The sequence below is a fragment of the Amycolatopsis thermoflava N1165 genome, assembly GCF_000473265.1.
GTDB classification, from domain to species: Bacteria; Actinomycetota; Actinomycetes; order Mycobacteriales; family Pseudonocardiaceae; genus Amycolatopsis_E; species Amycolatopsis_E thermoflava.
On record NZ_KI421511.1, the window covers coordinates 1,630,025 to 1,653,036 of the forward strand.

Annotated in this window: 23 protein-coding genes and 1 pseudogene; 12 read left to right on the plus strand and 12 right to left on the minus strand. The window is 72.0% G+C overall.

Annotated features, from left to right (window positions below; translation table 11 throughout):
* Nucleotides 1-6 precede the first annotated feature (6 nt).
* The 5 genes from AMYTH_RS0108175 to AMYTH_RS0108195 are packed head-to-tail and all read right to left on the minus strand — an operon-like array spanning nucleotide 7 to nucleotide 4,054.
* Nucleotides 7-732 (minus strand): SDR family NAD(P)-dependent oxidoreductase, encoded by a 726-nt coding sequence (locus AMYTH_RS0108175; RefSeq protein ID WP_027929897.1) that lies wholly within the window; start codon nucleotides 730-732, stop codon nucleotides 7-9.
* Entirely contained in the window at nucleotides 729-1,229 is a 501-nt protein-coding gene (locus AMYTH_RS0108180; protein ID WP_027929898.1) for an aromatic-ring-hydroxylating dioxygenase subunit beta, read from the minus strand. The genes AMYTH_RS0108175 and AMYTH_RS0108180 overlap by 4 nt, the downstream gene beginning before the upstream one ends.
* On the minus strand, nucleotides 1,222-2,499 hold the full coding sequence (locus tag AMYTH_RS0108185) for an aromatic ring-hydroxylating oxygenase subunit alpha (RefSeq protein ID WP_027929899.1): 1,278 nt from the start codon (nucleotides 2,497-2,499) through the stop codon (nucleotides 1,222-1,224). Before AMYTH_RS0108185 ends, AMYTH_RS0108180 begins: the two co-directional genes overlap by 8 nt.
* 11 nt (nucleotides 2,500-2,510) lie before the next feature.
* A complete protein-coding gene (locus AMYTH_RS0108190; protein WP_027929900.1) occupies nucleotides 2,511-2,891 on the minus strand; it encodes a hypothetical protein in 381 nt (126 codons plus the stop codon).
* A gap of 29 nt (nucleotides 2,892-2,920) precedes the next feature.
* Nucleotides 2,921-4,054 carry an acyl-CoA dehydrogenase family protein gene (locus AMYTH_RS0108195; protein ID WP_027929901.1) on the minus strand — a complete coding sequence of 378 codons (1,134 nt, stop codon included), beginning with the start codon at nucleotides 4,052-4,054 and terminating at the stop codon, nucleotides 2,921-2,923.
* Between the two features lie 133 nt (nucleotides 4,055-4,187).
* On the opposite strand from AMYTH_RS0108195, the gene AMYTH_RS0108200 reads away from it, so the two are divergent.
* The 4 genes from AMYTH_RS0108200 to AMYTH_RS0108215 all read left to right on the plus strand — a co-directional run bounded on the left by AMYTH_RS0108200 (nucleotide 4,188) and on the right by AMYTH_RS0108215 (nucleotide 7,752).
* Nucleotides 4,188-5,666, plus strand: a complete 1,479-nt coding sequence (locus AMYTH_RS0108200; protein ID WP_027929902.1) for a PAS domain-containing sensor histidine kinase — start codon at nucleotides 4,188-4,190, stop codon at nucleotides 5,664-5,666.
* A gap of 94 nt (nucleotides 5,667-5,760) precedes the next feature.
* Nucleotides 5,761-6,267 (plus strand): flavin reductase, encoded by a 507-nt coding sequence (locus AMYTH_RS0108205; protein WP_027929903.1) that lies wholly within the window; start codon nucleotides 5,761-5,763, stop codon nucleotides 6,265-6,267.
* Nucleotides 6,268-6,277: 10 nt separating this feature from the next.
* Nucleotides 6,278-6,535, plus strand: coding sequence for a hypothetical protein (locus AMYTH_RS0108210; protein WP_027929904.1), 258 nt, complete (start codon nucleotides 6,278-6,280; stop codon nucleotides 6,533-6,535).
* Nucleotides 6,532-7,752 carry an amidase family protein gene (locus AMYTH_RS0108215; RefSeq protein ID WP_027929905.1) on the plus strand — a complete coding sequence of 407 codons (1,221 nt, stop codon included), beginning with the start codon at nucleotides 6,532-6,534 and terminating at the stop codon, nucleotides 7,750-7,752. Before AMYTH_RS0108210 ends, AMYTH_RS0108215 begins: the two co-directional genes overlap by 4 nt.
* Before the next feature lie 192 nt (nucleotides 7,753-7,944).
* Here the strand turns inward: AMYTH_RS0108215 and AMYTH_RS50835 are convergent, their stop codons facing one another.
* Nucleotides 7,945-8,556: a response regulator transcription factor gene (locus tag AMYTH_RS50835; protein WP_020419217.1), complete on the minus strand. Its 612-nt coding sequence runs from the start codon at nucleotides 8,554-8,556 to the stop codon at nucleotides 7,945-7,947.
* Nucleotides 8,553-9,107, minus strand: coding sequence for a nuclear transport factor 2 family protein (locus AMYTH_RS0108225; RefSeq protein WP_027929906.1), 555 nt, complete (start codon nucleotides 9,105-9,107; stop codon nucleotides 8,553-8,555). The genes AMYTH_RS50835 and AMYTH_RS0108225 overlap by 4 nt, the downstream gene beginning before the upstream one ends.
* Nucleotides 9,108-9,281: 174 nt before the next feature.
* Here AMYTH_RS0108225 and AMYTH_RS0108230 point away from each other — a divergent pair, with 174 nt between their 5' ends.
* Nucleotides 9,282-10,613, plus strand: a complete 1,332-nt coding sequence (locus tag AMYTH_RS0108230; protein WP_027929907.1) for an MFS transporter — start codon at nucleotides 9,282-9,284, stop codon at nucleotides 10,611-10,613.
* Nucleotides 10,614-10,616: 3 nt separating this feature from the next.
* Here the strand turns inward: AMYTH_RS0108230 and AMYTH_RS0108235 are convergent, their stop codons facing one another.
* The gene (locus AMYTH_RS0108235) at nucleotides 10,617-11,204 is read right to left on the minus strand and encodes a TetR/AcrR family transcriptional regulator (protein WP_027929908.1); all 588 of its coding nucleotides are present in this window, start codon (nucleotides 11,202-11,204) and stop codon (nucleotides 10,617-10,619) included.
* A gap of 125 nt (nucleotides 11,205-11,329) precedes the next feature.
* Between AMYTH_RS0108235 and AMYTH_RS0108240 the strand changes: the two genes are divergently transcribed.
* The 3 genes from AMYTH_RS0108240 to AMYTH_RS0108250 are packed head-to-tail and all read left to right on the plus strand — an operon-like array spanning nucleotide 11,330 to nucleotide 14,424.
* Nucleotides 11,330-12,622, plus strand: a complete 1,293-nt coding sequence (locus tag AMYTH_RS0108240; protein ID WP_027929909.1) for a flavin monoamine oxidase family protein — start codon at nucleotides 11,330-11,332, stop codon at nucleotides 12,620-12,622.
* A gap of 29 nt (nucleotides 12,623-12,651) precedes the next feature.
* The gene (locus tag AMYTH_RS0108245; protein ID WP_027929910.1) at nucleotides 12,652-12,957 is read left to right on the plus strand and encodes a hypothetical protein; all 306 of its coding nucleotides are present in this window, start codon (nucleotides 12,652-12,654) and stop codon (nucleotides 12,955-12,957) included.
* A gap of 24 nt (nucleotides 12,958-12,981) precedes the next feature.
* Nucleotides 12,982-14,424 (plus strand): APC family permease, encoded by a 1,443-nt coding sequence (locus tag AMYTH_RS0108250; protein ID WP_027929911.1) that lies wholly within the window; start codon nucleotides 12,982-12,984, stop codon nucleotides 14,422-14,424.
* On the opposite strand, the gene AMYTH_RS0108255 is transcribed toward AMYTH_RS0108250, so the two are convergent.
* The 4 genes from AMYTH_RS0108255 to AMYTH_RS0108270 all read right to left on the minus strand — a co-directional run bounded on the left by AMYTH_RS0108255 (nucleotide 14,329) and on the right by AMYTH_RS0108270 (nucleotide 18,500).
* Nucleotides 14,329-15,348: a 3-hydroxyacyl-CoA dehydrogenase NAD-binding domain-containing protein gene (locus AMYTH_RS0108255; protein ID WP_027929912.1), complete on the minus strand. Its 1,020-nt coding sequence runs from the start codon at nucleotides 15,346-15,348 to the stop codon at nucleotides 14,329-14,331. The two genes, AMYTH_RS0108250 and AMYTH_RS0108255, sit on opposite strands and share 96 nt — an antisense overlap.
* A complete protein-coding gene (locus AMYTH_RS0108260) occupies nucleotides 15,345-16,433 on the minus strand; it encodes an NAD/NADP-dependent octopine/nopaline dehydrogenase family protein (protein WP_027929913.1) in 1,089 nt (362 codons plus the stop codon). The genes AMYTH_RS0108255 and AMYTH_RS0108260 overlap by 4 nt, the downstream gene beginning before the upstream one ends.
* Nucleotides 16,434-17,813 carry a spinster family MFS transporter gene (locus AMYTH_RS0108265; RefSeq protein ID WP_027929914.1) on the minus strand — a complete coding sequence of 460 codons (1,380 nt, stop codon included), beginning with the start codon at nucleotides 17,811-17,813 and terminating at the stop codon, nucleotides 16,434-16,436.
* A 99-nt stretch (nucleotides 17,814-17,912) separates the two neighbouring features.
* Complete coding sequence (locus AMYTH_RS0108270; protein WP_027929915.1) at nucleotides 17,913-18,500, minus strand: TetR/AcrR family transcriptional regulator; 588 nt, start codon at nucleotides 18,498-18,500, stop codon at nucleotides 17,913-17,915.
* Between the two features lie 20 nt (nucleotides 18,501-18,520).
* Between AMYTH_RS0108270 and AMYTH_RS0108275 the strand changes: the two genes are divergently transcribed.
* From AMYTH_RS0108275 to AMYTH_RS50210, 4 genes and pseudogenes are all read left to right on the plus strand, one after another.
* A complete protein-coding gene (locus AMYTH_RS0108275) occupies nucleotides 18,521-20,458 on the plus strand; it encodes a primary-amine oxidase (RefSeq protein WP_267283885.1) in 1,938 nt (645 codons plus the stop codon).
* Between the two features lie 14 nt (nucleotides 20,459-20,472).
* Nucleotides 20,473-22,065 carry an amidohydrolase gene (locus tag AMYTH_RS0108280; RefSeq protein WP_027929917.1) on the plus strand — a complete coding sequence of 531 codons (1,593 nt, stop codon included), beginning with the start codon at nucleotides 20,473-20,475 and terminating at the stop codon, nucleotides 22,063-22,065.
* A 9-nt stretch (nucleotides 22,066-22,074) separates the two neighbouring features.
* Nucleotides 22,075-22,749, plus strand: coding sequence for a DNA alkylation repair protein (locus AMYTH_RS0108285; RefSeq protein WP_027929918.1), 675 nt, complete (start codon nucleotides 22,075-22,077; stop codon nucleotides 22,747-22,749).
* A 30-nt stretch (nucleotides 22,750-22,779) separates the two neighbouring features.
* Nucleotides 22,780-22,974: pseudogene (locus AMYTH_RS50210) on the plus strand (DNA alkylation repair protein); the annotation flags it as partial.
* Nucleotides 22,975-23,012: the final 38 nt, after the last annotated feature.

Here is a 23,012-nt window from a genome sequence, read left to right on the forward strand (position 1 = left end):
TCGGGTTCAGCGCAGGTAGAGCCCGCCGTTGGCATCCCAGCAGGCGCCGGTGACGGAGGCGGCCCCGGGCGAGGCGAGCAGGGCGACCATCCGGGCGATGAACGCCGGGTCGCCGAGCCTGCCGACCGGGATGCTCCGGGCGAGCCCGTCGACGTCGTCCACAATGGACCGCACCATCGGGCTGTCCTGCGGGCCGGGCGACACCGCGTTGACCGTCACCCCGTGCGGCGCGAGTTCGCGGGCGAACACCTTGGTGGCGGACAGGACCGCGCCCTTGGAGGACGCGTAGTGCCCGCCGGTCGCGGTGCCGCCGTTCTGCCCGGCGAGCGAGGCCATGTTCACGATCCGGCCGTAGCCCTGCGCGGCGAAGTGCGCGCCGAAGACCTGGCAGGCGGAGAACGTGCCGCCGAGGTTCACCTTCAGCACGGCGTCCAGCTCGTCGGCGGTGATGTCCATCAGCTTCTTCGCCTGCGTGCGGGCGGCGTTGTTGACCAGCACGTGCACCGATCCGAAGTCGGCCAGCACAGCGGCGAGCAGGCCGTCCACGGCCGCGCGGTCGGCGACGTCGACGGCGTACCCCTTGGCCTCGCCCAGTTCCTTGGCCAGCGCCTCGGCGGCGGCCCCGTCGAGGTCGGCGATCGCGACGCGGTAGCCGTCGGCGTGCAGGCGCCGCACGATCGCCTCGCCGAGACCGTGCGCGCCGCCGGTGACGACCGCGGTCTGCGCGCTCACAGCAGGAACCCCGCGGCGGGCACGGCGTCCTCGCTGTCCACCAGCCGCACGACCTTCTCGGCGATGCGGTCGCCGGAGTCCGACAGCCGGACGCGGTGGCGCACGTCGGCGGCCCAGATGTCGTGCCGCCCGCGCTTGTAGGCGATCAGCACCTGCGCCGACCGCAGCACGACCTCGGTGTCGGTCACGGTCTCCGGCACGAACCGGGACACGGTGCGCACGGTGCGGGCCGCGTCGACGGCGGCGATGGCGTAGCCCTCGGTCATGCGGGTCACGCGCATGGCCCGCATCCGCGCGTCGTCGTAGATCATGTTGAGCGTGCCCGGGAAGTCCTCGGTGTCGGGGTCGATCGGCACGATGTAGCGGGCGTCGTCGGTGTAGAGCTCCTGCCACACCAGGTAGTCCTTGCGGTCGAGCAGCTCGGCCTCCCGCCAGACCAGCTCGACCGCCCTTGCCACCCGGACGTCGGTCAGCGGGACGGTGATCGTGTCAGTCATCGCTCATCATCTGCTTCCACATCCGGTAGGCGGCGCGCATCCCGGTCTCGTCGGTCACGTGGGCGGTCGGCCAGCCGTGCTCGTCGTCCTTCTCCCTGCCGAGCCCGCGGTTGACCAGGATCGGCATGTCCGGCGCGGCCTGGGCGCCACGCTGCACGCGGTCCCAGCCCTCGGCGTCGTCCGGGGTGCCGAACCCGAACGGTCCCTGGAAGTGCTCGTGGATGCGCAGCCGCTCGCGGTTGACGACGTCCAGCTCGGGCGGCCCGTCCGGGCCGATCGCGATGTGCTCGATCAGCGTCTCGTCGACCGAGATCGGCCGCAGGACGCGGAAGAACGCCGCCGACATCGACACGTTCGGGAACAGGTTGAGGTTGAACCCGGTGCCGTGCATGGCGCGGACCAGCTTGCGCACGGCCGCGTCGTCGAGCGTCTTGGACAGCTCCGCCACGACGTGGTCGAAGCGGGCCTGCAGCGGTTCGCTGCCGTCGTCGGCGTCGAGATCGGAGTGCTCGGGCACCATCTGCATGACGCTGTGGCCGTTGCCCAGCGCGTGCGTGATCGCCGCCGGGTCGGTCATGAACGACATCATGTCCGCGGTCTCGGCGTCCACCGACGCCATCCACGACCGGTGCACGATCGGGAAGTGGTAGCCGTCGGTGGTGTTCTCGAGCTGGATCTTCCAGTTGCCGCGGAACCGGAACTGGTGCTTGCCCAGCACCTTGATCGGGTAGCCGCCGCCCTGCTTCATGAACCGGTCCAGCCACAGCTTCGCGTCGCCGAGGAAGTCCGCCAGCGGCTCGATGCCCTCGTCGAACGTGGCGAACACCATGCCGCCGTAGGACTCGGTGCGCAGCTTGCGCAGCGACAGGTCCTTCTTGTCCGCCACGCCCTCGTACCCGTCCGGGTACGGGATGCCGCGCAGCGTGCCGTCCAGGCCGTAGGACCACGCGTGGTACGGGCAGGTGAACCCGTTGGCCTTGCCCCGCGGCTTCTCGCACAGGCTCGCGCCGCGGTGGCGGCAGCGGTTGAGCAGCGTGTGCAGGGCGCCCTTGCGGTCCCGCGACACGATCACCGGCTGGCGGCCGACGTAGGTGGACTTGAAGGTGCCCGGCCCGGGCAGCTCGCTTTCGTGCGCGACCCACACCCAGGTGCGCTCGAAGATCCTCGTCATCTCCTGCTCGAAGATCTCCGGGTCGGTGTAGAGGCGGCCGGCGACGCGGTCGGCGAGCACGAGGTCCGCGGGCGCGTCGGCGAAGATGTTCTCGGTCATGGTGTCCTCTCCTAGCCGGGCAGCTCGACGTCTTCGCGCACCGTCAGCGCGCGGCCGATGCGGGCTTCGACCTTGGCGAAGCGCCACAGCTTCGCGCCGCCGTCGCCGACCGGGGTGGTGCGGAACAGGTTGCAGGCGGCCTTGACGGTCTCGGCCGTGTCCACGTCGGCGAGGATGTAGGCGGTCCACGGCCAGCCGTCGGAGGGGCCGACCATGTGCGAGTCGTCGTCGATGTCGCCGATGAAGTCCACGCCCGGCAAGGCCTTGATGCCGTCCATCATGGACACGAAGGCCTGCCACACGTGCCCCGGCGTGATGCCGTCGGCAGGCAGGTCGAAGAAGTTCTGGTTGATGCCGATGCAGAACAGCACGCGCAGGGGCGTCGCGCTCATCTCGGTCCTCCTCGTCGGTGGTGGTCGGGTCAGCGGAAGCCGGGGCTGGTGGGCGGCAGTCCCATGAGGACGGCCCCGGCGGAGTCGAAGATCGCCGGCCCGAGGAAGGCGTGCTGCTTGGGCACCAGCGCGTCGCCGGCCAGGTCACGCAGCGGGTGCTCGGTGTAGATCGGGGCGGTGCCGGAGATCTCGACCAGCCGGTCCACCACGCCGGAGGCCACGCGGGCCAGGTGCGCGGAGGCCAGCCGCAGCCGGGCGTTGTGCTCGTCGGTGGCGGTGTCGCCGCGCAGCACGTGCTGCCACACCTGGTCGCTCAGGTCGTAGAACCAGGCGCGGGCCGAGCTCAGGTCCGCCTCGGCGCGGGCGACCTCGGTGCGGTAGTAGGCCCGGTCGGCGAGCTTCGGCGCGCCGGTCACACCGGTGTAGCCGCCGCCGACCTGCTTCGCGTGGTCCAGGGCCGCCCGCGCCACGCCCGCGCCGACCACGGCGAGGACCTGGGAGGCGTAGGCGATCGTCGGGTAGTGGTACAGCGGCTCGTCCACGGTCGGCGCGCCGCCGCGGATGAAGGTCCACTCGCGGGGCACCTCGACCCCGCGCACGACGATGTCGAACGAGCCGGTGGCCCGCATGCCCACGACGTCCCAGTCCTGGACGATCTCGACCTGGTCCGGCCGCAGGACCGCGGTGCGCGGCTTGCCGCCGGAGTCCTCGTCGCCGGGCAGGCCGACGCCGATCAGGTCGGCGCCCATGCAGCCGCTGGCGAACTTCCAGTGCCCGTCGACCAGGTAGCCGCGCTCGGTGGCGGCGGCGCGCTGCATCGGGAACAACGCGCCGGCGAAGGCCACGTCCGGGCCGTCGCGGTACAGCTCGGCCTGGGTGTCCAGCGGCAGCGCGGCCAGGTAGACCTGCGCGGAGCCGAAGCTCGCGACCCAGCCGGTGGAACCGTCGACGACCGAGATCCGCTCGATGGTGTCGAGGAACTCGGCGGGCGGCAGCGGCTGCCCGCCGAACTTGCCCGGCGTCGCCGCCCGGTAGATCCCGATCTGCTTGAGCCGTGCGACGAAGTCCTTCGGCACGTAGCGCTGCTCGCGGAACTCCTGCCGCCGCTGCGCGAGCTCGGCCAGGACGTCGTCGAACCCGGCGCCCTGCGGGGTGTGCACCATCGCGCCTCCTCCTACTCGCGGGTTGCCCACCGACGGTAGGCAGGCGGGGCCGCCGCGCGGAATTGGTGGTTCCTGGCACCGGGTAGGGGATTCCTTCAGCGCGCGCCGGGCGCGCCCGGCTTACGCTGGCGGGATGCAGGTGGATCCACGCGCGCCCGAACTGGTCACCGAGGACTTCGTGGCCATGCTCAACGCCAGCCGCATGTGCGTGCTGGTGCACGACGCGGCGACGAAGAACATCCTGTGGGCCAACCCGGCGGCGTGCGAGATGCTCGAGTGGAGCGTGGCCGAGCTGCGTCCGCTCAAGGCGAACCACATGAGCAGCACCGCGCGCCAGTACGACCGCGTGATCGGCCGCGCGTGGCTGCAGGACGCGGTGGAGAAGGGCACGAACAGCATCGAGTGGCACTACCGGTCCCGCACGGGACGGGTGATCCCGACCGAGGCCATCGCGATCCGCGTGGAACTCGCGCAGGGGCCCGCGGTGATGGTGCAGTTCCGCGACATCGAGCGGGAGCAGGAGATCGAGCAGGAGCTGCGGCGCACCGCGTCCTACATGGACGCGCTGGCGCACCGCACGTCCACGATCGCGCTGATGCTGGACCGCGACGGCGTGCTGCGGTTCGCCACCGACACGGCGCTGAAGGTGATCGGCGCGGACAGCGGGCAGCCGCTCGGCCCGCTGTCGGGGTACGGCACGCTGCGGCTGGCCGGCCGCCCGGCGTCCTGGCCGGAGGTACTGGAGCGGGCCGATCCGGTGACCACGGTGCAGCTCGCGCTCACCGGCGCCGACGAGCCGGTGTGGCTGGAGGGCAGCCTCGAACGGCTCCAGGAGACCGGCGGGGACGCGTTGCTGATGATCCTGCACGACGTGTCCGGCCGCGTGCAGGCGGACCTCCGCCGGGAACGCGAGCTGCAGCAGGAGAACTACCTGGCGCGCTACAACGCGATGGGCGACATGGCGATGGCGATCGCGCACGAGCTGGGCCAGCCGCTCGCGGCGGCGGCGAACTTCCTCGGCGGCGCCGCGCGGCACGCGTCCGGGACGGCCGCGGAGCAGGTGCGGTTCGGCATCGACAGCGCGGTCCGGCAGATCGACCGCGCGAGCGCCATCGTCGCGGCCCTGCGCGCGTTCGTCGGGCACCTCGAGCACGTGCGCCAGGTGGCCGACCTCGCCGAGATCGTCACCGAATGCCTGTACTTCGTGCGGCTGCGGGCGGACGCGGCCGGCGTCGACGTGGTGGTCCGCGAGCCGCCCGGTCCGGTGCCGGTGCGGTGCGAACGGGTGCTGACCGGGCAGGTGGTCCTCAACTTCTGCTTCAACGCCATCGACGAGGTGGCGGCCTTCGGCCCGGAACGCCGCGAGATCGTGCTGACCACGCGCGCCGAGGGCGGGGAGGGCGTGCTGACGGTGGAGGACTGGGGACGGGGCCTGCCGCGGGACCCGTTCGCCGAGTCGTTCACCTCGAAGGAGCACGGCAGCGGCATCGGCCTGGCGCTGTCGCACCGGATCATCACGCGCCAGCACGGCCGCATCTGGGCCGAGCCCCGCGACGGCGCGGGCTCGCGGTTCGGGTTCGCCCTGCCTCTCGCGGAAACAGCTGGGACGTAAGGAAAACCCTTACCGGGGCGGGAAGAACTCTCACTTCCCGGCGGCCCCGCCGCGCGCGTACGTTCGAGCTGTTCGGCGATCGTTTGGAGGAATCGTGCCCGAGCTGACCCGGCAGCAGACCGAGTTCCGCGCCGCGATGGCCAACCTCTCGGCGGCGGTCACCGTCATCACCACCGACGGTCCCCGTGGCCGCGCCGGCATGACCGTGAGCGCGGCCTGTTCGGTGACCGACTCGCCGCCGACCGTGCTGGTCTGCGTGAACCGCACCGCCCGCTCGCACGACGTGCTGGTCGGCAACGGCAGGCTGGCGGTGAACGTGCTGGGCGCCGGCCAGGAGGACCTGGCGCTGCACTTCGCGGGCGCCACCGGTGTGCCCACCGCGGAGCGGTTCACCGACGGGCGGTGGGACCTGGCGACGCACGGGGTGCCGGTGCTCACCGGGGCGTGCGCCTCGGTGGTCGGCACCGTCGTCGCCGAGCAGGCGTCGGGGTCGCACTCGGTGCTGTTCGTCGAGGTGGACACCGTGATCACCGGGGACGACCCCGCGGCGCTGGTGTACTTCCAGCGCCGGTTCCACAGCCTCGGCACCACTGCGGCGTAGGAGAGCGGCCATGGAGCGGATGACGCTGACCTGCTACAACGACACGCACGGCTACGGCTGGCGGCACGTGGACCTGTTCGTGCACGACGCCGAGGGGCGCGAGCTGAACTGGGTGCACTGGCAGGTGCCCGACGACGGCCCGGAGGCGGCGGACGCGGTGACGAGGAAGGTCGAGCCGACGTTGCGCCGGACCTCGGAGTGGCGGCACGGCGTGAGTGAGAGCGGGATGGATTTCTGGGTCGCCGACGCCGCCTGGGAGGACGCGTGAACCCGCTGCGCGCGCCGTGGTCCCTGCGTGAGCTGGTGACCGGCTCGGCGGGCGGGGCGCTGCGGCGGTCCCGCGAGCGCATCGCCGAGACGGAGCCGGCGCTGCGGGCGTGGGTGGAGCTGGCGTGGCCGGAGCCGGTCGCGGGCGGCCCGCTCGGCGGGGTGCCGCTCGGGGTGAAGGACATCATCGACGTGGCCGGCCTGCCCACCCGGTGCGGATCCGGCCTGCGCGCGGGCAGCCCGCCCGCCGCGGCCGACGCCGCGATCGTGACGGCGTGGCGGCGGGCGGGCGCGGTGCCGGTCGGCAAGACGGTGACCACGGAGTTCGCGTTCTTCTCCCCCGGCCCGACGGACAACCCGAGCGCGCCGGGCCACACGCCGGGTGGGTCGTCGAGCGGCTCGGCGGCGGCGGTCGCGTCGGGGCAGGTGCCGCTCGCACTCGGGTCGCAGACCGCCGGTTCGGTGATCCGGCCGGCGTCGTTCTGCGGGGTCGCGGCGATGGTGCTGAGCCACGGCCGGTTCCCGGTCGACGGGGTCACCGGGCTGAGCCCGAGCCTGGACAGCCACGGCTTCTACACCGCGCGGGTGTCGGATCTGGCGCTGGCTCACGCGGCGCTGACCGGTTCGCCGGACGCGGCCGGACTGCCCGCCCGTCCCCCGCGGCTGCTGCTGTGGACGGGCATCGCCGGGCCCGCGATGCGTGCGGCGCTGGCGGTTGCGAGGGACCGCCTGGTGACCGCGGGCGCCGTGGTGGAGGCGTTCCCGGACGAGCGGCTGATCGCGGAGCTGACCGCGGCGCACCCGGTGGTGATGGCGTACGAGGCGGCGCGCGAACGGGCCGCCGAGCTGGCGCGGGTGGCGGAGTTGAGCGCGCCGCTGGCGAACCTGCTGCAGACGGGCGCCCGCACCCCGGAGGCGGAGTACCGACGGGCGCGGGAGTTCGTGCGGTCGGCCGCGTCGGCGGTGTCGGATTTCCTGGGTTCCTACGACGCGATCCTCGGCCCCGCGGCGCCCGGTCCCCCACCGGAGGGCCTGGCCGGCACGGGAGACCCGGTGCTGAGCCGGCCGTGGCAGGCGCTGGGTGTTCCGCAGGTGGCCGTGCCGGGCTTGTCCACTGAGGACGGGCTGCCGCTGGGGGTGCAACTGATCGGCCGGGCGCAGGAGGAGACCGGACTGCTGACAACGGCTTGCTGGGTGGAACGCGCATTGGCGGAGTGATCGCGCGCTCGTCGGTGGGCGCGCGGGCTCCACAAAGGACCTCCCGCCGGGAGGCAGCGCGACCCGCTCGGTAAACCCGGGGCGCGATCCGCCCGGCACCACGCACCGCCGGAATGCAGTGCGGCCCGCCAGACCGGCGAGCCGCACTCAGTAGTGAGCCCGCAGGCTCCACACACGACCCGCAGAAAACCCTCACACCACCACGCGGTGCGTGAGGATGTCGTGCACCAGCGCGCCCAGGCTCTCCGCCCCGGTCTTCGCCTTGATCCGCGCCCGGTGCACGTCGATCGTCTTCACGCTCGTGCCCAGGCGGTTCGCCGCCATCTGGCTCGACACCCCTTCGACCACCAGCCGCAGCACCTCGCGTTCCCGCTGGGTCAGCTGCGCCAGACGCGCCTCCACCGCCCGGCGCGCCGCCTCGCGGGTGAACCGCCGGCATGCGTCCTGCTGCTGCCGCTGCACCACTTCCAGGATCCGCTGCGGCTCGTACGGTTTCTCCAGGAAATCCACGGCGCCGCGGGTCATGGCGCGCACCGACATCGGGATGTCGCCGTGCGCGGAGCAGAACACGACCGGCGCCGGGTAGCCGCGGGCGGTCAGTTCCTCCTGCAGCTGGAACCCGCTCATGCCGGGCATCCGCACGTCGACGATCACCACCGCGGGCTCGTCCGGGTCGAACTCGGCCAGGAAGGCGGGCGCGTCGGGGTAGGTCAGCGCCTGGATCCCGACGCTCTCCAGCAGGAACGCCAGCGACTGCCGCAGGCCCTCGTCGTCGTCGACGATGTGCACCACCGCGTCGGTCATGGCTTCATCAGTACCGACACCGACGGGTGGTCGCCGGCGAAGTGGTCCGGCAGCGGCGCCACGAACACGTTCTCCGTGCGGGTGCGGGTGATCCGCCAGCCGCCGTCCTCCTTCCGGAACGCGTTGTTCAGGCGGCTGGACCGCAACAGCGCGCTGCCGTCCGAGAACAGCCACGGCTGCATGTGGATCCACTGCCCGTCCGCGGTGCCGCCGTGCACGTGGATCTGCTCCGACGTCAGGTAGTGCGCGTTCAACAGCAGCGCGGGATCCCGCTTCTCGCCCCAGAACCGCTCGAAGTGCTCCCGGATGGCCTGCTTGCCCTCGGCCCGCCCGAACTGGCCGTCGTAGTACTCGCCGACGCCCTCCCACACCGCGTCTTCGGTGTAGAGCTCCAGGATCAGCTCGATGCGCTTCGCGTCGTCGGAGATCCCGTACTCGGGCAGCGGCGTGTCGCACAGGAACATGTAACGAGCCTGTAGCCGGCGGATTTCGGCTTCGGCCTCGAGCACCTCGACCCGCCGGGCGAGTGCTTCGAGAGCGGTGTCGGTCAACGGGATTCTCCTTCTCCGAGCGGGAGGCGCGATGCCGAACACCATCTGTCACCGGCGCGAACCTTGTCAAGCGCGCTGCAGGTTTCCCCTATGCGGCTGCGGGATTTGCGACTGGGAGCCGCGGCGGGCGCTTCCTACCGTAACGGGAACCACCACGGACGATGAGGACGGTCGATGACCACACAGGGTCCCGCTCAGCCCAGCCTACCGCGCATCGGAGTGGCCGCCGCTGTCGGCACTTCGCTGGAGCTGTACGACTTCCAGATCTACGGAACCGCCGCCGCCCTGGTGTTCGGCCAGGTGTTCTTCGCCACCGGCGACGCGTGGTTCGGCACGTTCATGAGCCTCGCGACGTTCGCGATCGGCTTCGTCGCGGCCCCGCTGGGCGGCGCCGTCTTCGGCTGGCTCGGCGACCGCCGCGGCCGCAAGACGGCCCTGTTCGGCGCGTTCGTGCTGATGGGCCTGGCGACGCTGGGCATGGGCGTGCTGCCGACCTACGCGGCCGTCGGCGTCGCGGCCCCCGTCCTGCTGGTGCTGCTGCGGTTGTGCCACGGACTGGCCAGGGGCGGCGAGAACTCCAGCGCCGCCGTGCTGGCGATCGAGCACGCCCCGCAGCGGCGCCGCGGCCTGTACGGGTCCTTCGTCGCGATCGGCTCGCCGGTCGGCACGATCCTCGCCAACCTGGCCTTCACGCTGGTGCTGCTGCTCCCCGACGAGGACGTCACCGGCTGGGGCTGGCGCATCCCGTTCCTCGCCGGCGGCCTGGTGCTCGTGGTCGGGCTGTGGATCCGCAAGGGCGTCGCGGAGAGCCCGGTGTTCCGGGAGATGGCCGAGCACGAGGGCGCCCGGGAGAAGGCGCCGCTGCTGGCGGTCGTGAAGGCGAACTGGCGGCGGCTCGCGCTGGTCGCGGGTGTCAACATCGGGCTCACCGCGAGCACGTTCGCGCTGGCGACGTTCATGCTGTCCTACGCGACGGCCCGCGCCCCGGAGGGCCTGGGTCTGCCCCGCCAGCCCATCGTCAACGGCTCGATGATCGCCCTTGTCTGCCACGCGCTGTGCAACGTGGGCGCGGCGTGGCTGTCCGACCGGCTCGGCCGCAAACCGGTGATGCTGGCCGGTGTCGTCCTGTCGCTGGGCTCGGCGCTGCTGATGTTCCCGCTCAGCTCGGCGGGCACGGTCACCGCGGTCAACACCGCCGTGATCATCGGGTTCTGCGCCACCGGTGTCCTCTTCGGACCGATGTACACGTTCTTCTCCGAGCTGTTCCCGCGCGAGCAGCGCCAGTCCGGGGTGGGCGTGGGCTACCACATCGGCGCCGTGCTGGGCGGCGGCATCTCGCCGATGATCGCCAACCGGATCGTCGCAGGCACCGGGGACGCGCTCAACGTCGGCTTCTACCTGGCCGCGCTGCTGGGGCTGTCACTGGTGTGCCTGCTCTGCCTGCCCGAAACCGCGCCGGTGCGGGCGCGCCGCCGGAACGCGGCGGTGCCGGAGCCGGCCCGGTGACGGTCAGCTCTCCGGCCGCAGGCGCGTGAGCACGTGGCGCAGGGTGTCGAGGACCCGTTCGGTCGGCAGCTCGTCGACCCCGCAGATCTGCTGGAAGACCAGGCCGTCCAGGGCCGCGAACACCAGCGCGGCCAGGCCCTCATCGTCCAGCCCGGCGGCGGCGAGCTCGGCGCGGATGGCCGCGCGGTAGCCGTCGTAGAGCTCGCGGACCTGCGGGGCGAGCTCGGGGCGGCGCCGCGACTCCAGCGTCAGCTCGTACTGGAACGCCTGGGTCTCGGGCTGCTCGGCGACGAACTCGGCGAGGCCGTCGCCGAGCAGGTCGAGCCTGCCCGAGCCCGGCTCGGGGGTCACCGACGGCACGCTGCTGTCCAGGGACCGCCGCAGGGCCTGGGCGGTCAGCTCGTCGATGCTGCCGAAGTAGTGGGTCACCAGCCCGTGGTTGACACCGGCCTCCTTCGCGACCGAGCGGTAGGTGAGCTGCCGGAGCCCCTGGCGCGCCACGACCCGCACCGCCGCCTCCAGCAGGGCCTCCCGGCCCGTGCCGTGCGGCCGCGCCCGCCCGCGGGACGCACCCGCCGTCTCGTTCGTCACCGTCGGAATGGTACCGGCCGCCAAATTAGCCACTTGACTAATCCAGCGGGCCGGGTCACAGTTGGGCACACCCCGGACGCCTGCCACCGGCGGCGTCGACCTCTCCTTCCGCAAGGGATTCCCTCATGCCTGAACGCGCCGATGTCGTCGTGGTCGGAGCCGGGTTCGCGGGCCTCACGGCCGCCCGCGAACTCACCCACCGCGGCACGACGGTCACCGTCCTGGAAGCCCGCGACCGGATCGGTGGCCGCACCTGGACCGCCGAGCGGCTGGGCCGCCCGCTCGAACTCGGCGGCACCTGGGTGCACTGGACCCAGCCCCACGTGTGGGCCGAGATCTCCCGGTACCAGCTGGAACTGACCCGCAGCCCGGTCCCCGCCCGCGCCTACTGGCAAGTCGGCGGACAGGCTCACGAAGGCAGCGCGGACGAGCTGTTCGCGCGGTTCGACCCGGGGATGCAGGCGTTCCTCGCCGACAGCCGCGAGTGGTTCGAGTGGCCGTGGGAACCGTTCCGGCGCCCCGATCCGGACGCCCTGCACGCGCTCGACCGGCAGTCCGTCACCGACCGGATCGACGCGCTCGGCCTGCCGCCCGCCGACCGGGAACTCCTGGCGGGCATGTGGGCGCTGAACTTCAACAGCCCGCCGGAAGACGGTGCGCTCACCCAGGCGCTGCGGTGGTGCGCGGCGGCCTCGGGCAGCTGGCCGCTGATGTTCGAGACGTGCGCGACGTTCAAGTTCGCGCACGGCACCAAGGCACTCGCCGACGCGATCGCCGCCGACACCGACGCCGACATCCGGCTCGGCACGGTCGTCACGAAGGTCCGCCGCACGAACACCGGCGTCGCCGTGGAAACCGCGTCGGGCGAGACCTTCGAAGCCGGCGACGTCGTGGTGACCCTGCCGCAGAACATCCTTCCCTCGATCGAGTTCGAGCCCGGCCTGCCCGCGGTCCTGCGGGACGCGGCCCGCGCCGGGCAGGCGTCGACGGGGATGAAGACGTGGATCCGCGTCCGCGGCGAGGTCGAGCCGTTCATCGTGTTCGCCGGCCCGGATTCGCCGCTCACGTTCGGCCAGACCGAGTACACCGTGGACGGCGACACCCTGCTGGTCGCGTTCGGCCCGCGCGCGTCGGCGCTGCGGCCGGACGACACCGAAGCGGTGGCCAAGGCCCTCGCGTTGTGGCGGCCGGACCTGGAGGTCGTCGCCGCCGACGGGCACGACTGGGTCGCCGACGAGTTCGCCGGCGAAACCTGGCCGATGCTCGCCCCCGGCCAGCTCCGCGCGCTGGAGGAGTTCCGCCGCCCGCAGGGCCCGCTGCACTTCGCGGGCAGCGGTTACGCGACCGGCTGGGCCGGCTTCGTCGACGGCGCCATCGAAACCGGCCTTACCGTCGCCCGCCGGCTGCTCACCCGCTGACCCCGTCCACAACAGAGAGGAACACCCCCGTGCCCTACTTCGTCGAGTTCGTCCACTACCGCACGGACCTGCCCGAGGACCGTCTCGTCGCGTTGCGCTCGGCCGCGATCCTGGCCGTGCGGGACGCCCATCCGGACCTGCTGTCCGTGCCCGCGCTGAGCCGCGGCGAGGACGGCTCCTGGACCGACGTGTGGATCTACCGGACCGAGGAGGCGGCCGAGAAGGCCAACGCCGGCGCCGGCGACATCCCCGAGTTCACCGCGTTCGCCCGCGCACTCTCCGGCGTCGAGATCACCGCCGGCCACATGCCCGAATCCGCCGTCTCCCCGCTCTGACCGGAAAACCACGGAAGGACAACGATGTCTCTCCCCACACCGGATCACGGGACCGCCCTGCGCCGGGGTTCGCTCGGCGTCGCGGCGATCGTCTTCTTCGTGCTGTCGGCGCAGTCGCCGCTCACCGGGATCGCGGGCGCGCTGCCGATCGCGATCACCCTCGGCAACGGCCCGGCCGCCCCGGCCACGTTCCTGCTCGTCGGAGTGGTCATGGCGTTGTTCGCCGTCGGCTACATCACGATGAGCAGGCACGTGACCGACGGCGGTGCCTTCTACACCTACATCGGCCGCGGCCTCGGCACGACGACCGGCACCGCGTCCGCCTTCGTCGCCCTGTTCGCCTACTGCACCGTCCAGGCCGCCATGTACGGCCTCTACGGCGCGACCGTGTCGGGCCTGCTCGCCGCCTACGCCGGGATCTCCGTGCCGTGGTGGGCGTGCGGCCTGGTGACCATGGTGCTCGTCATGGCGTGGGCCTGGCTGAACATCGAGATCGGCGCCCGCGCCCTGGCCTGCCTGGTCGGCCTGGAGATGGGCATCCTGCTGGTGTTCGCGGTGATCACCTTCGCCCGCGGCGGCGGTCCGCAGGGCCTGGACTTCGGCGCGACGTTCGGCCCCTCCGCGGTCGCCTCCGGGGCACCCGGGGTGGCGTTCACCTTCGCCGTCGCGTCGATGTTCGGGTTCGAGTCGACGGCCCTGTACGCGCCGGAGGCCCGCGATCCGCGCCGCACCATCCCCCGGGCCACCTACCTCGCGGTGGCGGTCGTGGCGGTGTTCTTCGCCTTCGTGGCCTGGATGGTCGTCAGCTTCTACGGCTCCGGGTCCGTTGTGGACGCCGCGGGCCAGGCGGTCGGGGCGGGTGAGGCGAGCGGTCTGGTCGCCGGCGCGATCCAGGCGACGCTGGGCGGCTGGGCGGCGCACGCGGTCGGGATCATCCTCGCCACGTCGCTGCTCGCCGGGATTCTCGCGTTCCACAACGCCATCAACCGGTACCTGCACTCGCTGGCGGAGAACACGGTCCTGCCGCGCCGCCTCGCGTGGACCAACCGGCACGGCTCGCCCTACCTCGCCGGCGTGGCCTCGACGGTGGTCGCGGCCGCGCTGGTGGTCCCGTTCGCGGCGCGGGGCATGGACCCGGTGCTGACGTTGTTCTCGTGGTTCGGTGGGGTGTCCGTCGTCGGGCTGCTGGTGCTGTACGTGCTGACCAGCGTGTCGGTGCTCGCCTGGTTCCGCCGCGACCGGCGCGGTGAGTCCACGTGGCACACGCGGTACTCACCGGCGCTGGCCGCGGTCCTGATCCTGGCGGGGATCGTGCTGCTGATCGTCAACTTCGGCACGCTCACCGGCGGTTCGGGCGCGACCGCCGCGGCGTTACTGGCGTCCGTCGCGGCGGTGTTCGCCCTCGGGCTGGTGGTCGCCCTCGTGCAGCGGCGACGGTCGACCGCCGCGGTGGCCCTCGCGTCCTGACGGGGACCGGGCCGGCACCGGCGTGCCGGCCCGGAGCTCCGGCTCCCGCAGGCGGAACAGCTCGGCGAACTCCCGCATCCGCGCCGCGCGGTAGGCGGCGACGCCGTCCGGGTCGAAGGTGTAGAAGCCGACCCCGTCCTGCAGACCGCGGCGGCCCGCCGCCATGTTCTCCTCGATGACATCCGGATGCCGGAACCGGTCGCCGAGCTGGGCGGCCAGGTAGCGGGAGGCGTAGTAGAGGATGTCGCCACCGCCCCAGTCGATGAACTCCAGCGGGCCGAGCACCGAAAACCGGGGGCCGAGCCCGGCGCGCACGGCGAGGTCGATGTCGGCGGCGCTCGCCACGCCCTCCTCGACCATGCGGGCCGCCTCGTTCATCACCAGCGCCTGCAACCGCGGCACGATGTAGCCGGCCGCGGGCCCGCACACCACCGGGATCTTGCCGAGGCGCTCCAGCAGGCCGGTCAGGCGGGACACCGCGGCCGGGTCGGTCTCGTCGCTCCGGCTGACCTCGACCAGCGGCATCACGTCCGCCGGGTTGAGCCAGTGCGCGTTGACCGCCCGTTCCGGCCGGTCGACCAGTGCGGCGATCTCGGTGACCAGGAACGTCGACGTGGTCGAGGCGATCACCGCGTCCGCGGCGACCTCGTCGCAGACCCAGGCCAGCGCCTCCCGCTTGATCTCCAGCACCTCAGGCACGGCCTCGAACACCACCGAGGCGCCGGCCAGCGCGCCCGTTTCCCGCCCGCACATGGTCACTCCGGACCCGAGCCGGGCGCGGACCCGGTCGGCGTAGGCGCGCCGTTCCTCGTCGGTGCGGTCCTTGACGTCGGCCAGCACAACGGGAAAGCCGGCCGCGAGGCAGGTGAGCGCGATGCCCTCCCCCATGCGGCCGGCCCCGACGACGGCGATCTCGTCGCTCACGAGGTGAAACCCTCCCGCAGCAGTCGCGTCAGCTCCGGCCGGGAAAGGTCCGCCAGCCCGAGGCTCTCCAGCGTCCGGCCCTCCGCGTAGAGGTCCCGCCCGGTGACCGCGGAGGCGATGCTCAGCAGCCCGGCCGCGACCGGCGTCGGCACCCCGGCCCAGCGGCCCACCGACACCAGCAGTGACAGGCCCAGCCGCGTGTCCTCCAGCATGTAGCGGTGGGTCAGCAGGTCGATCTTCTCCCGCCAGTCGCCGGAGTCGGTGAGCTTCTCGTGCGCGGCCCGGCCGTACATCCACTCGGCGCCGTCGGTGGCGTAGTGGTCGGCGAGCGGGAAGTGCGGCGCGCCGTAGCCCAGTGCCTCCCGCACAGCGATGCGCTCGCCGTCCAGCGCGTCGGTGACCCGGCGGATCGCGGGCTGGGTGCCCTCGTTGTGGATGTCCCACGCCTCGAAGTGCTCCAGCGGCCCGGCGTTCATCAGGATCAGTGGCGGGTGGATCACCGGGCCGGCGTTCATCAGGGCCCCGCTGAGCCCGTCCTCGCTCTCCTCGACGCTCGGGTAGGCCGCGCGCAGCACGTCGAACGCCTTGGCCGCCAGCCGCGCCGGGAACACCCCGGTGGGCAGGCGGGTCGCGTACCCGCTGACCACCACCTCGGTGGCGCCGTGCCGCCGGGCCAGGTAGGGCAGCGTGCCGGTCTCGGCGAACGCGACGTCGGCCGGGTTGCCCGCCTCCGCCAGCGCCTTGCCGAACAGGACCGACCCGAGCGTGCCCGGCGGCAGGAACACCACCTGGCCGTCGGTGAGCAGCGGGGCGAGCCGTGCGGCCAGGTCGGCGTGCGTTGTCGCTGGCAGTGGGACGACGATCAGGGCGGCGTCGCGCACCGCCTCGGCGAGGTCGGTGACCAGCTCGCCCACCCGCACCTGCCGGGTGCCGCGGTGGTCGCGGACGGTCATCGCACCGGCGTCACGGAGAGCCTGGTGCGCGGCGGCGTCGCGCCGCCACCACCGCACGTCGTGCCCGTTCTCGGTCAGTTCCGCGGCCGCGGCCCAGCACCCGTGGCCACCGCCCAGCACTGCGATCCTCATTCAGCTGACTCCTTCCGGTTGTGCGGCCCGTTCCCCGGACGCGCGTTCCGCCGCGACGCTGCGCCGGAAGTGCCTGCACCCGCGCCACAGCAGCAGCACCGTGAGCACGGACGCGAGACCGTAGACAATGGACAGTGACGAGCCGACCATCTTCGGGTCGCCGAACACCCGGTCGGTGACGAGCGCGACGAGCGTGGTGCCCAGCGCGAGCCCGATCAGGTTCGAGATCAGCAGGAAGATCGCCGACACCTGGGCCCGCATCTGGTTGGGGCTGAGCACCTGCATCGCGGCGGTCGAGGCCGGCATCGGGAAGGACGCGAAGAACATCGCCACGGCCAGCAGCGCCAGCGACAACCACAGCTGACCGACCTGGGTGAACGCGACGACCGGGACGGTCATGCCCAGCGCGCCGATCACCCCGGCCCGCATGGCCGCGTCGGTGTGGCCGCGCCGCGCCAGCCGGTCGACCAGCCAGCCGCCGAAGAGCACGCCGCTGCCGTTGGCCACCAGCACCACCACGCCGAGCAGGTAACCGGCCTGGGTGGAGGTGAGTGAGAACGCGCGGATGTAGAACGCCGGCGTCCAGGCCATCATCCCCAGCAGCACCAGCGCGTAGAGCGAGAACCCCAGGTAGTGCGCGGCGAACGTGCGGCGATGCCGCCACAGGAACCCGATCACGTGGCGCAGGGCGACCTTCTGCACGCCGCCGTCGGCGTCGCGCCGGAGCCCGCGGCGACGGGGATCGCGGACCGTGAAGAACACCAGCAGCGCCAGGACGATCCCGGGCAGACCGACGATCAGGAAGGTCAGCTGCCACGCGCGCACCTCGCCGAGCAGCGGCAACGTGACCGCGTCCACCGACTTCAGCAGGTTGATGACGTACCCGCCGATGATGAACGCGGCGGCCCCGCCGATGAACGACCCGAGCGAATAGATGCCGTAGGCGCGGCCGAGCTTGCTCTTCGGGAACATGTCGCTGAACATGGAATACGCTGCGGGCGACAGCGCGGCCTCCCCGACGCCGACGCCGATCCGCGCGAGGAACAGGTGCACGAAGTTCTTCGCCAGGCCGGAGGCCGCGGTCGCCAGGCTCCAGAACGCGACCCCGATCGAGATGATCAGGGGCCGGGAGCGCTTGTCGGCCAGTATCGCGATGGGCAGGCCCATCACCGAGTAGAGCAGCGAGAACGCCAGCCCGTTGAGCAGGCTGAACTGCGTGTCGGACAGGTGCAGGTCGCGCTTGATCGGCTCGATCATCAGCGACAGGATCTGCCGGTCGACGAACGAGAAGACGTAGGCGAGCATGCAGATCGCCACCACGTACCACTGGTAACGATAGGATTTCCGCGCTTCGGGCAACAGGTCTTCGTCCAACGGCACGAACGCCTCCCGTGATTTCGCCAGCGTTGCTGGAAAACGCTAATCACGGGCGGTTCCGGGCGACATTGGGTGTTTCCCTTCGCCCGCTGAAGGATTCCCCTACGCCAGGCCGTCCAGGAAGGCGTCGATCATCCGGCGCTGCAGGTCCGGCGTGGTCGTGCCGGGGGTGAGCAGCGCCAGCGCCTGCACGCCGTTGAGCATGGCGAGCAACTGTTCGACGACGACCTCGTCCGGCACGGGCGTACGGACCTCGCCCGCGGCGCGCGCGTCGCGGAGGAACCCGCCGATCCGCTCGCGCCAGGCGGCCATCGCGGCGTCGTAGACCGACTCCAGTTCGGCGTCGGCGAGCGCGCGCTGCCAGAACGGCAGCACGACGCGGGCCTCCTGCCGGGTGACGTCCTCGACCGGCATGACCTCGTGGCAGAACACGCGCAGCGCGGCCAGCCCGGTCGCGTCGCCGAGCCGGTCCCGCACGCGGGCGTCGGTGTTGTCGACCACGCGGGTGAAGGCCGTGCGGATGACGGCGTTCTTGCCGGGGAAGTAGTGCTTGAGCGCGCCGTTGGCCATGCCCATCTCGTCGGCGATGGCCCGCATGGTGGCCGCGTCGATGCCCCGCTCGGCGATCACCCGCCACGCGGCGTTGGCGATCTCCGCGCGGCGCTGGGCGTGGTCGACCTGCTTCGGCATGCCTTCACGGTAACGGGCTCTTGCGTTCGCGGCGACGATGCCTCACCCTTTCGTCTACAAGTGGAGAAAAAAGGAGCCCGACGATGCCTCCGCACCCGCTCGACCCGTTGACGGCCGACGAGATCACCACCGCCCGCCGCGTCCTCGCCGACGCCGGCCTCTTCCCGGACAGCGCCCGGGTCGTCTACCTGGGCCTCGAAGAACCCGCCAAGGACACCGACCGGTCCGAGCGCGTGGCGCGGGTCCTCCTGCACGACGTCACCGGCGGCCAGGACGTGCTGGTGTCGCTCACCGCGGAGTCCGTCGTCGCGCGGCGCGCCCTCGACCCGGCCGTGGACGGGCAGCTGCCCGTGCTGGACGAGGAGTTCGCCCTGGTCGAGGAGGTGCTCGCCAAGGACGAGCGGTGGCTGGCGGCGCTGGCCGCCCGCGACCTGGACGTGGCGAAGGTGCGGGTCGCGCCGCTGTCGGCCGGGGTGTTCGACTACCCGGAGGAGACCGGGCGGCGCATCCTCCGCGGCCTGGCGTTCGTGCAGGAACACCCTGGGGACCACGCGTGGGCGCACCCGGTCGACGGGCTCGTCGGGTTCGTCGACGTCCTGGCCCGCGAGGTCACCCGGGTGATCGACCTCGGCCCGGTGCCGATCCCGGCCGAACCGGGCAACTTCGACGACCCCGCCGTCACCGGTCCACTTCGGACCTCCCAGAAGCCACTGGAGATCACGCAACCGGACGGTCCCAGCTTCACCCTCGACGGGCACCTGCTGCGGTGGGAGAACTGGTCGCTGCGGATCGGCTTCGACGCCCGCGAAGGCCTTGTCCTGCACGAGATCTCGTTCCGCGACGGCGACCGGGACCGGCCGATCGTGCACCGGGCCTCGATCTCGGAAATGGTCGTGCCCTACGCCGACCCCTCCCCCGTCCGCTCGTGGCAGAACTACTTCGACACCGGCGAGTACCTCATCGGCCGCTACGCCAACGCGCTCGAACTCGGCTGCGACTGCCTCGGTGAGATCACCTACCTGGACGCGGTGATCGCCGACGAGTTCGGCCACCCCCGCGTGCTGCCCAACGCGATCTGCCTGCACGAGGAGGACTACGGGATCCTCTGGAAGCACACCGACCTGTGGGCGGGCTCGGCGGAGACCCGCCGCCAGCGCCGCATGGTGATCTCGTTCTTCACCACGATCGGCAACTACGACTACGGCTTCTACTGGTACCTCTACCTGGACGGCACGATCGAGTGCGAGGCCAAGGCCACCGGCGTCGTGTTCACCTCCGCCTACCCCGGCAAGGGCTACCCCTACGCCTCCGAACTCGCGCCCGGCCTCGGCGCCCCGTACCACCAGCACCTGTTCAGCGCGCGGCTGGACATGGCCGTGGACGGGCCGTCGAACCTGGTCGAAGAGGTCGACGTGGAGCGGGTGCCGATCGGGCCGGACAACCCGCGCGGCAACGCCTTCACGCTCCGCAAGACGCCGCTGCGGAAGGAATCCGAAGCGCAGCGGCTCGCCGACAACCGGCGCGGCCGGGTCTGGCACATCACCAACCCGGAGTCCCGCAACCGCCTCGGCGACCCCGTCGCCTACGCACTCGTCCCGGAAGGCAACCCGGAACTGCTCGCCGACGACGCGTCGTCCATCCATGCCCGCGCCACGTTCGCCACCAAGCACCTCTGGGTCACCCGCTACGACCCCGCGCAGCGCTACGCGGCAGGCGACTTCGTCAACCAGCACCCCGGTGGCGCCGGGCTGCCCGCCTACGTGGCCGGTGACCGCGACCTCGACGGGCAGGACCTCGTCGTGTGGCACACCTTCGGCCTCACGCACTTCCCCCGCCCGGAGGACTGGCCGATCATGCCGGTCGACTACACCGGCTTCAAGCTCAAACCGGTCGGGTTCTTCGACCGCAACCCCGCCCTCGACGTGCCGCGGGCCCGCGGATCACACTGCTGCGACTGAGTGGAGGAATTCCCGTGTCCGTCCAGATCCACCGCGACGCCCGCATCCGCACGCTCGACCCGGCGCGGCCGCAAGCCTCGGTCCTCGTCGTCACCGACGGGGTGATCACCGCCGTCGGCGACGAGGAGCTGCTGTCGGCTCACGACGGCGGTGATCACTCCGTCGTCGACCACGGCGGCGCGTTCCTGATGCCCGCGCTCGCCGACGTCCACAACCACCACCTGACCGCAGGCCGCGCCGACCTGTTCGAGCTGCAGTTCGACGGCACCGAGGACCTGCCCGGCCTGCTGAGCGCCATCCGGAAGTGGTCGGCGGAGCTGCCGCCGGACGGGTGGGTGGTCGGCGGCGGGTGGGGCAGCACGCTCATCCCGAAGTTGTCCACACCGGACGCTCTGGCTGCGCTCGACGAGGCCTGCGGCGGACGGCCGGTGCTGCTGCGCGACGACAGCTGCCACAACCGCTGGGTGTCCTCCGCCGCGCTGGCACGCGCGGGAATTTCGGCGGACAGCGGGCTGCTCATCGAGTCCGCCCTGATCCCGGTCGAGCGGGCGTACGCGGCGTCGGCGCCGTCCGATGTGGAGCAGGACGCCCGGGCTTCCCTGCGGGGCATCGAGATCCTGCACTCGTTCGGGATCACCGCCTTCCAGGACGCCGCCGCGTCGCTGCCGATGCTGCGGGCGCTCAGGCACCTCGACGACACCGGGCGGCTGGACGCCTGGGTGGTGACGTCGTTGCAGGTCAACGATCAGATCTTCGGCACGCACCCGCTCGGGCAGGACCTCATCGACCTGCGGGAGGACTACCGCAGTGCCCACCACCGGCCGGACTTCGTCAAGATCTTCCTCGACGGGGTGCCGACGTCGAAGACCGCCGCGTTCCTGCGCCCGTACCTGCCCGACGACGTGCACGGGCCGTCCTGGCGCGGCGAGACCACGATGACCGCCGACGAGCTGACCGGCTGGCTGCTGCGGGTGGCCGGGCAGGGCATGTCGGCGAAGATCCACTGCACCGGGGACGCGTCGGTGCGGATGACGCTGGACGCCGTGGCCGCGGTGCGCGCCGCCGGGCACGATGACGCGAAGTTCCACATCGCGCACGGGCAGTACGTCGCCGAGGAGGACGTGCCGCGCCTGGCCGAACTCGGGGTGACCGCGGACCTGTCGCCCGCGCTGTGGTTCCCGGGCGTCATCTTCGACGCGATCTGCGCGTGCGTGCCGCGGGAGCGGGCGGAGAAGCTGCACCCGAACCGGAACCTGGTCGACGCCGGGGTGCTGATCGCCGGCGGCTCGGACTGGCCGGTGGTGCCCTCGCCGGACCCGTGGCCGGGCATCCAGGGACTGGTGACGCGGGCCGACCCGACGGGCACGTATCCCGGCGAGCTGTGGCCGGAGCAGGCGCTCACCCTCGACGAGGCCCTGCACGCGTACACGCTGGGCGCGGCGCGCGCAATGGGCGTCGACGACGTCACCGGTTCGCTGGTGGCGGGCAAGTCGGCCGATTTCGTGGTGCTCGACCGCGATCCGTTCGCCGTGCCCGCCGACCAGCTGGCCGGCACGCGGGCCGAGCAGACGTGGTTCGCGGGCCGCCGGGTGTACCAGCGCCGGTAGGGTGGCGTGATGGTGGCGGAGGTGATGGCCGAGCTGGCCGCGCTGGAGGACCCGAAGGCGCGGGCGGTCAACGAGAAGCACGGTGACGACCACGGTGTGAACCTGGGCAAGCTGCGCGCGATCGCCAAGCGGCTGAAGACGCAGCACGACCTGGCGCGCGAGCTGTGGGCGACGGGCGACACCGCCGCGCGGCTGCTGGCGCTGCTGATCTGCCGCCCGAAGGCGTTCGAGCGCGCCGAGCTGGACACGATGCTGCGCGAGGCGCGGGCGCCGAAGGTGCACGACTGGCTCGTGAACTACGTGGTGAAGAAGAGCCCGCACGCGGAGGACCTGCGGCTGGCCTGGCTCGCCGACGCGGACCCGGTCGTCGCGAGCGCCGGGTGGGCGCTGACGACCGACCGCGCCGCGAAGCGGCCCGAGGGGCTCGACCTGGGGAAGCTGCTGGAGGTCATCGAGGCGGAGATGAAGGACGCCCCGGACCGCCTCCAGTGGGCGATGAACCACTGCCTGGCGCAGATCGGGATCTCCCACGCGGCGCACCGGGACCGGGCCATCGGCATCGGCGAGCGCCTCGAGGTGCTCAAGGACTACCCCACCCCACCGAACTGCACATCCCCCTACGCACCGGTGTGGATCACCGAAATGGTGCGACGACAGGAAGGCACCGCGGCCAACCCGGCATGAAACCGCGGGGCGGTAGCCAGGCCGAGCCGCCCCGACCGCCTCCAGCAGGCGATCAACCACTGCCTGGCGCAAATCGGGATCTCCCACCCGGAGCACCGGGACCGGGCCATTCGCATCGGCGAGCGCCTCGAGGTGCTCAAGGACTACCCCACCCCACCGAACTGCACATCCCCCTACGCACCGGTGTGGATCACCGAAATGGTGCGACGACAGGCGACTGGGTGACCAGAACGCGACGGCACCAGCCGCCCCGGCTCGCGCGC

Excerpts from the sequence above, each read along its gene's own strand:
- AMYTH_RS0108180 (WP_027929898.1), bottom strand. The coding sequence starts at position 1,229 with ATGACTGACACGATCACCGTCCCGCTGACCGACGTCCGGGTGGCAAGG.
- AMYTH_RS0108185 (WP_027929899.1), bottom strand. The coding sequence starts at position 2,499 with ATGACCGAGAACATCTTCGCCGACGCGCCCGCGGACCTCGTGCTCGCC.
- AMYTH_RS0108190 (WP_027929900.1), bottom strand. The coding sequence starts at position 2,891 with ATGAGCGCGACGCCCCTGCGCGTGCTGTTCTGCATCGGCATCAACCAG.
- AMYTH_RS0108195 (WP_027929901.1), bottom strand. The coding sequence starts at position 4,054 with ATGGTGCACACCCCGCAGGGCGCCGGGTTCGACGACGTCCTGGCCGAG.
- AMYTH_RS0108200 (WP_027929902.1), top strand. The coding sequence starts at position 4,188 with ATGCAGGTGGATCCACGCGCGCCCGAACTGGTCACCGAGGACTTCGTG.
- AMYTH_RS0108210 (WP_027929904.1), top strand. The coding sequence starts at position 6,278 with ATGGAGCGGATGACGCTGACCTGCTACAACGACACGCACGGCTACGGC.
- AMYTH_RS50835 (WP_020419217.1), bottom strand. The coding sequence starts at position 8,556 with ATGACCGACGCGGTGGTGCACATCGTCGACGACGACGAGGGCCTGCGG.
- AMYTH_RS0108230 (WP_027929907.1), top strand. The coding sequence starts at position 9,282 with ATGACCACACAGGGTCCCGCTCAGCCCAGCCTACCGCGCATCGGAGTG.
- AMYTH_RS0108240 (WP_027929909.1), top strand. The coding sequence starts at position 11,330 with ATGCCTGAACGCGCCGATGTCGTCGTGGTCGGAGCCGGGTTCGCGGGC.
- AMYTH_RS0108250 (WP_027929911.1), top strand. The coding sequence starts at position 12,982 with ATGTCTCTCCCCACACCGGATCACGGGACCGCCCTGCGCCGGGGTTCG.
- AMYTH_RS0108260 (WP_027929913.1), bottom strand. The coding sequence starts at position 16,433 with ATGAGGATCGCAGTGCTGGGCGGTGGCCACGGGTGCTGGGCCGCGGCC.
- AMYTH_RS0108270 (WP_027929915.1), bottom strand. The coding sequence starts at position 18,500 with ATGCCGAAGCAGGTCGACCACGCCCAGCGCCGCGCGGAGATCGCCAAC.
- AMYTH_RS0108285 (WP_027929918.1), top strand. The coding sequence starts at position 22,075 with ATGGTGGCGGAGGTGATGGCCGAGCTGGCCGCGCTGGAGGACCCGAAG.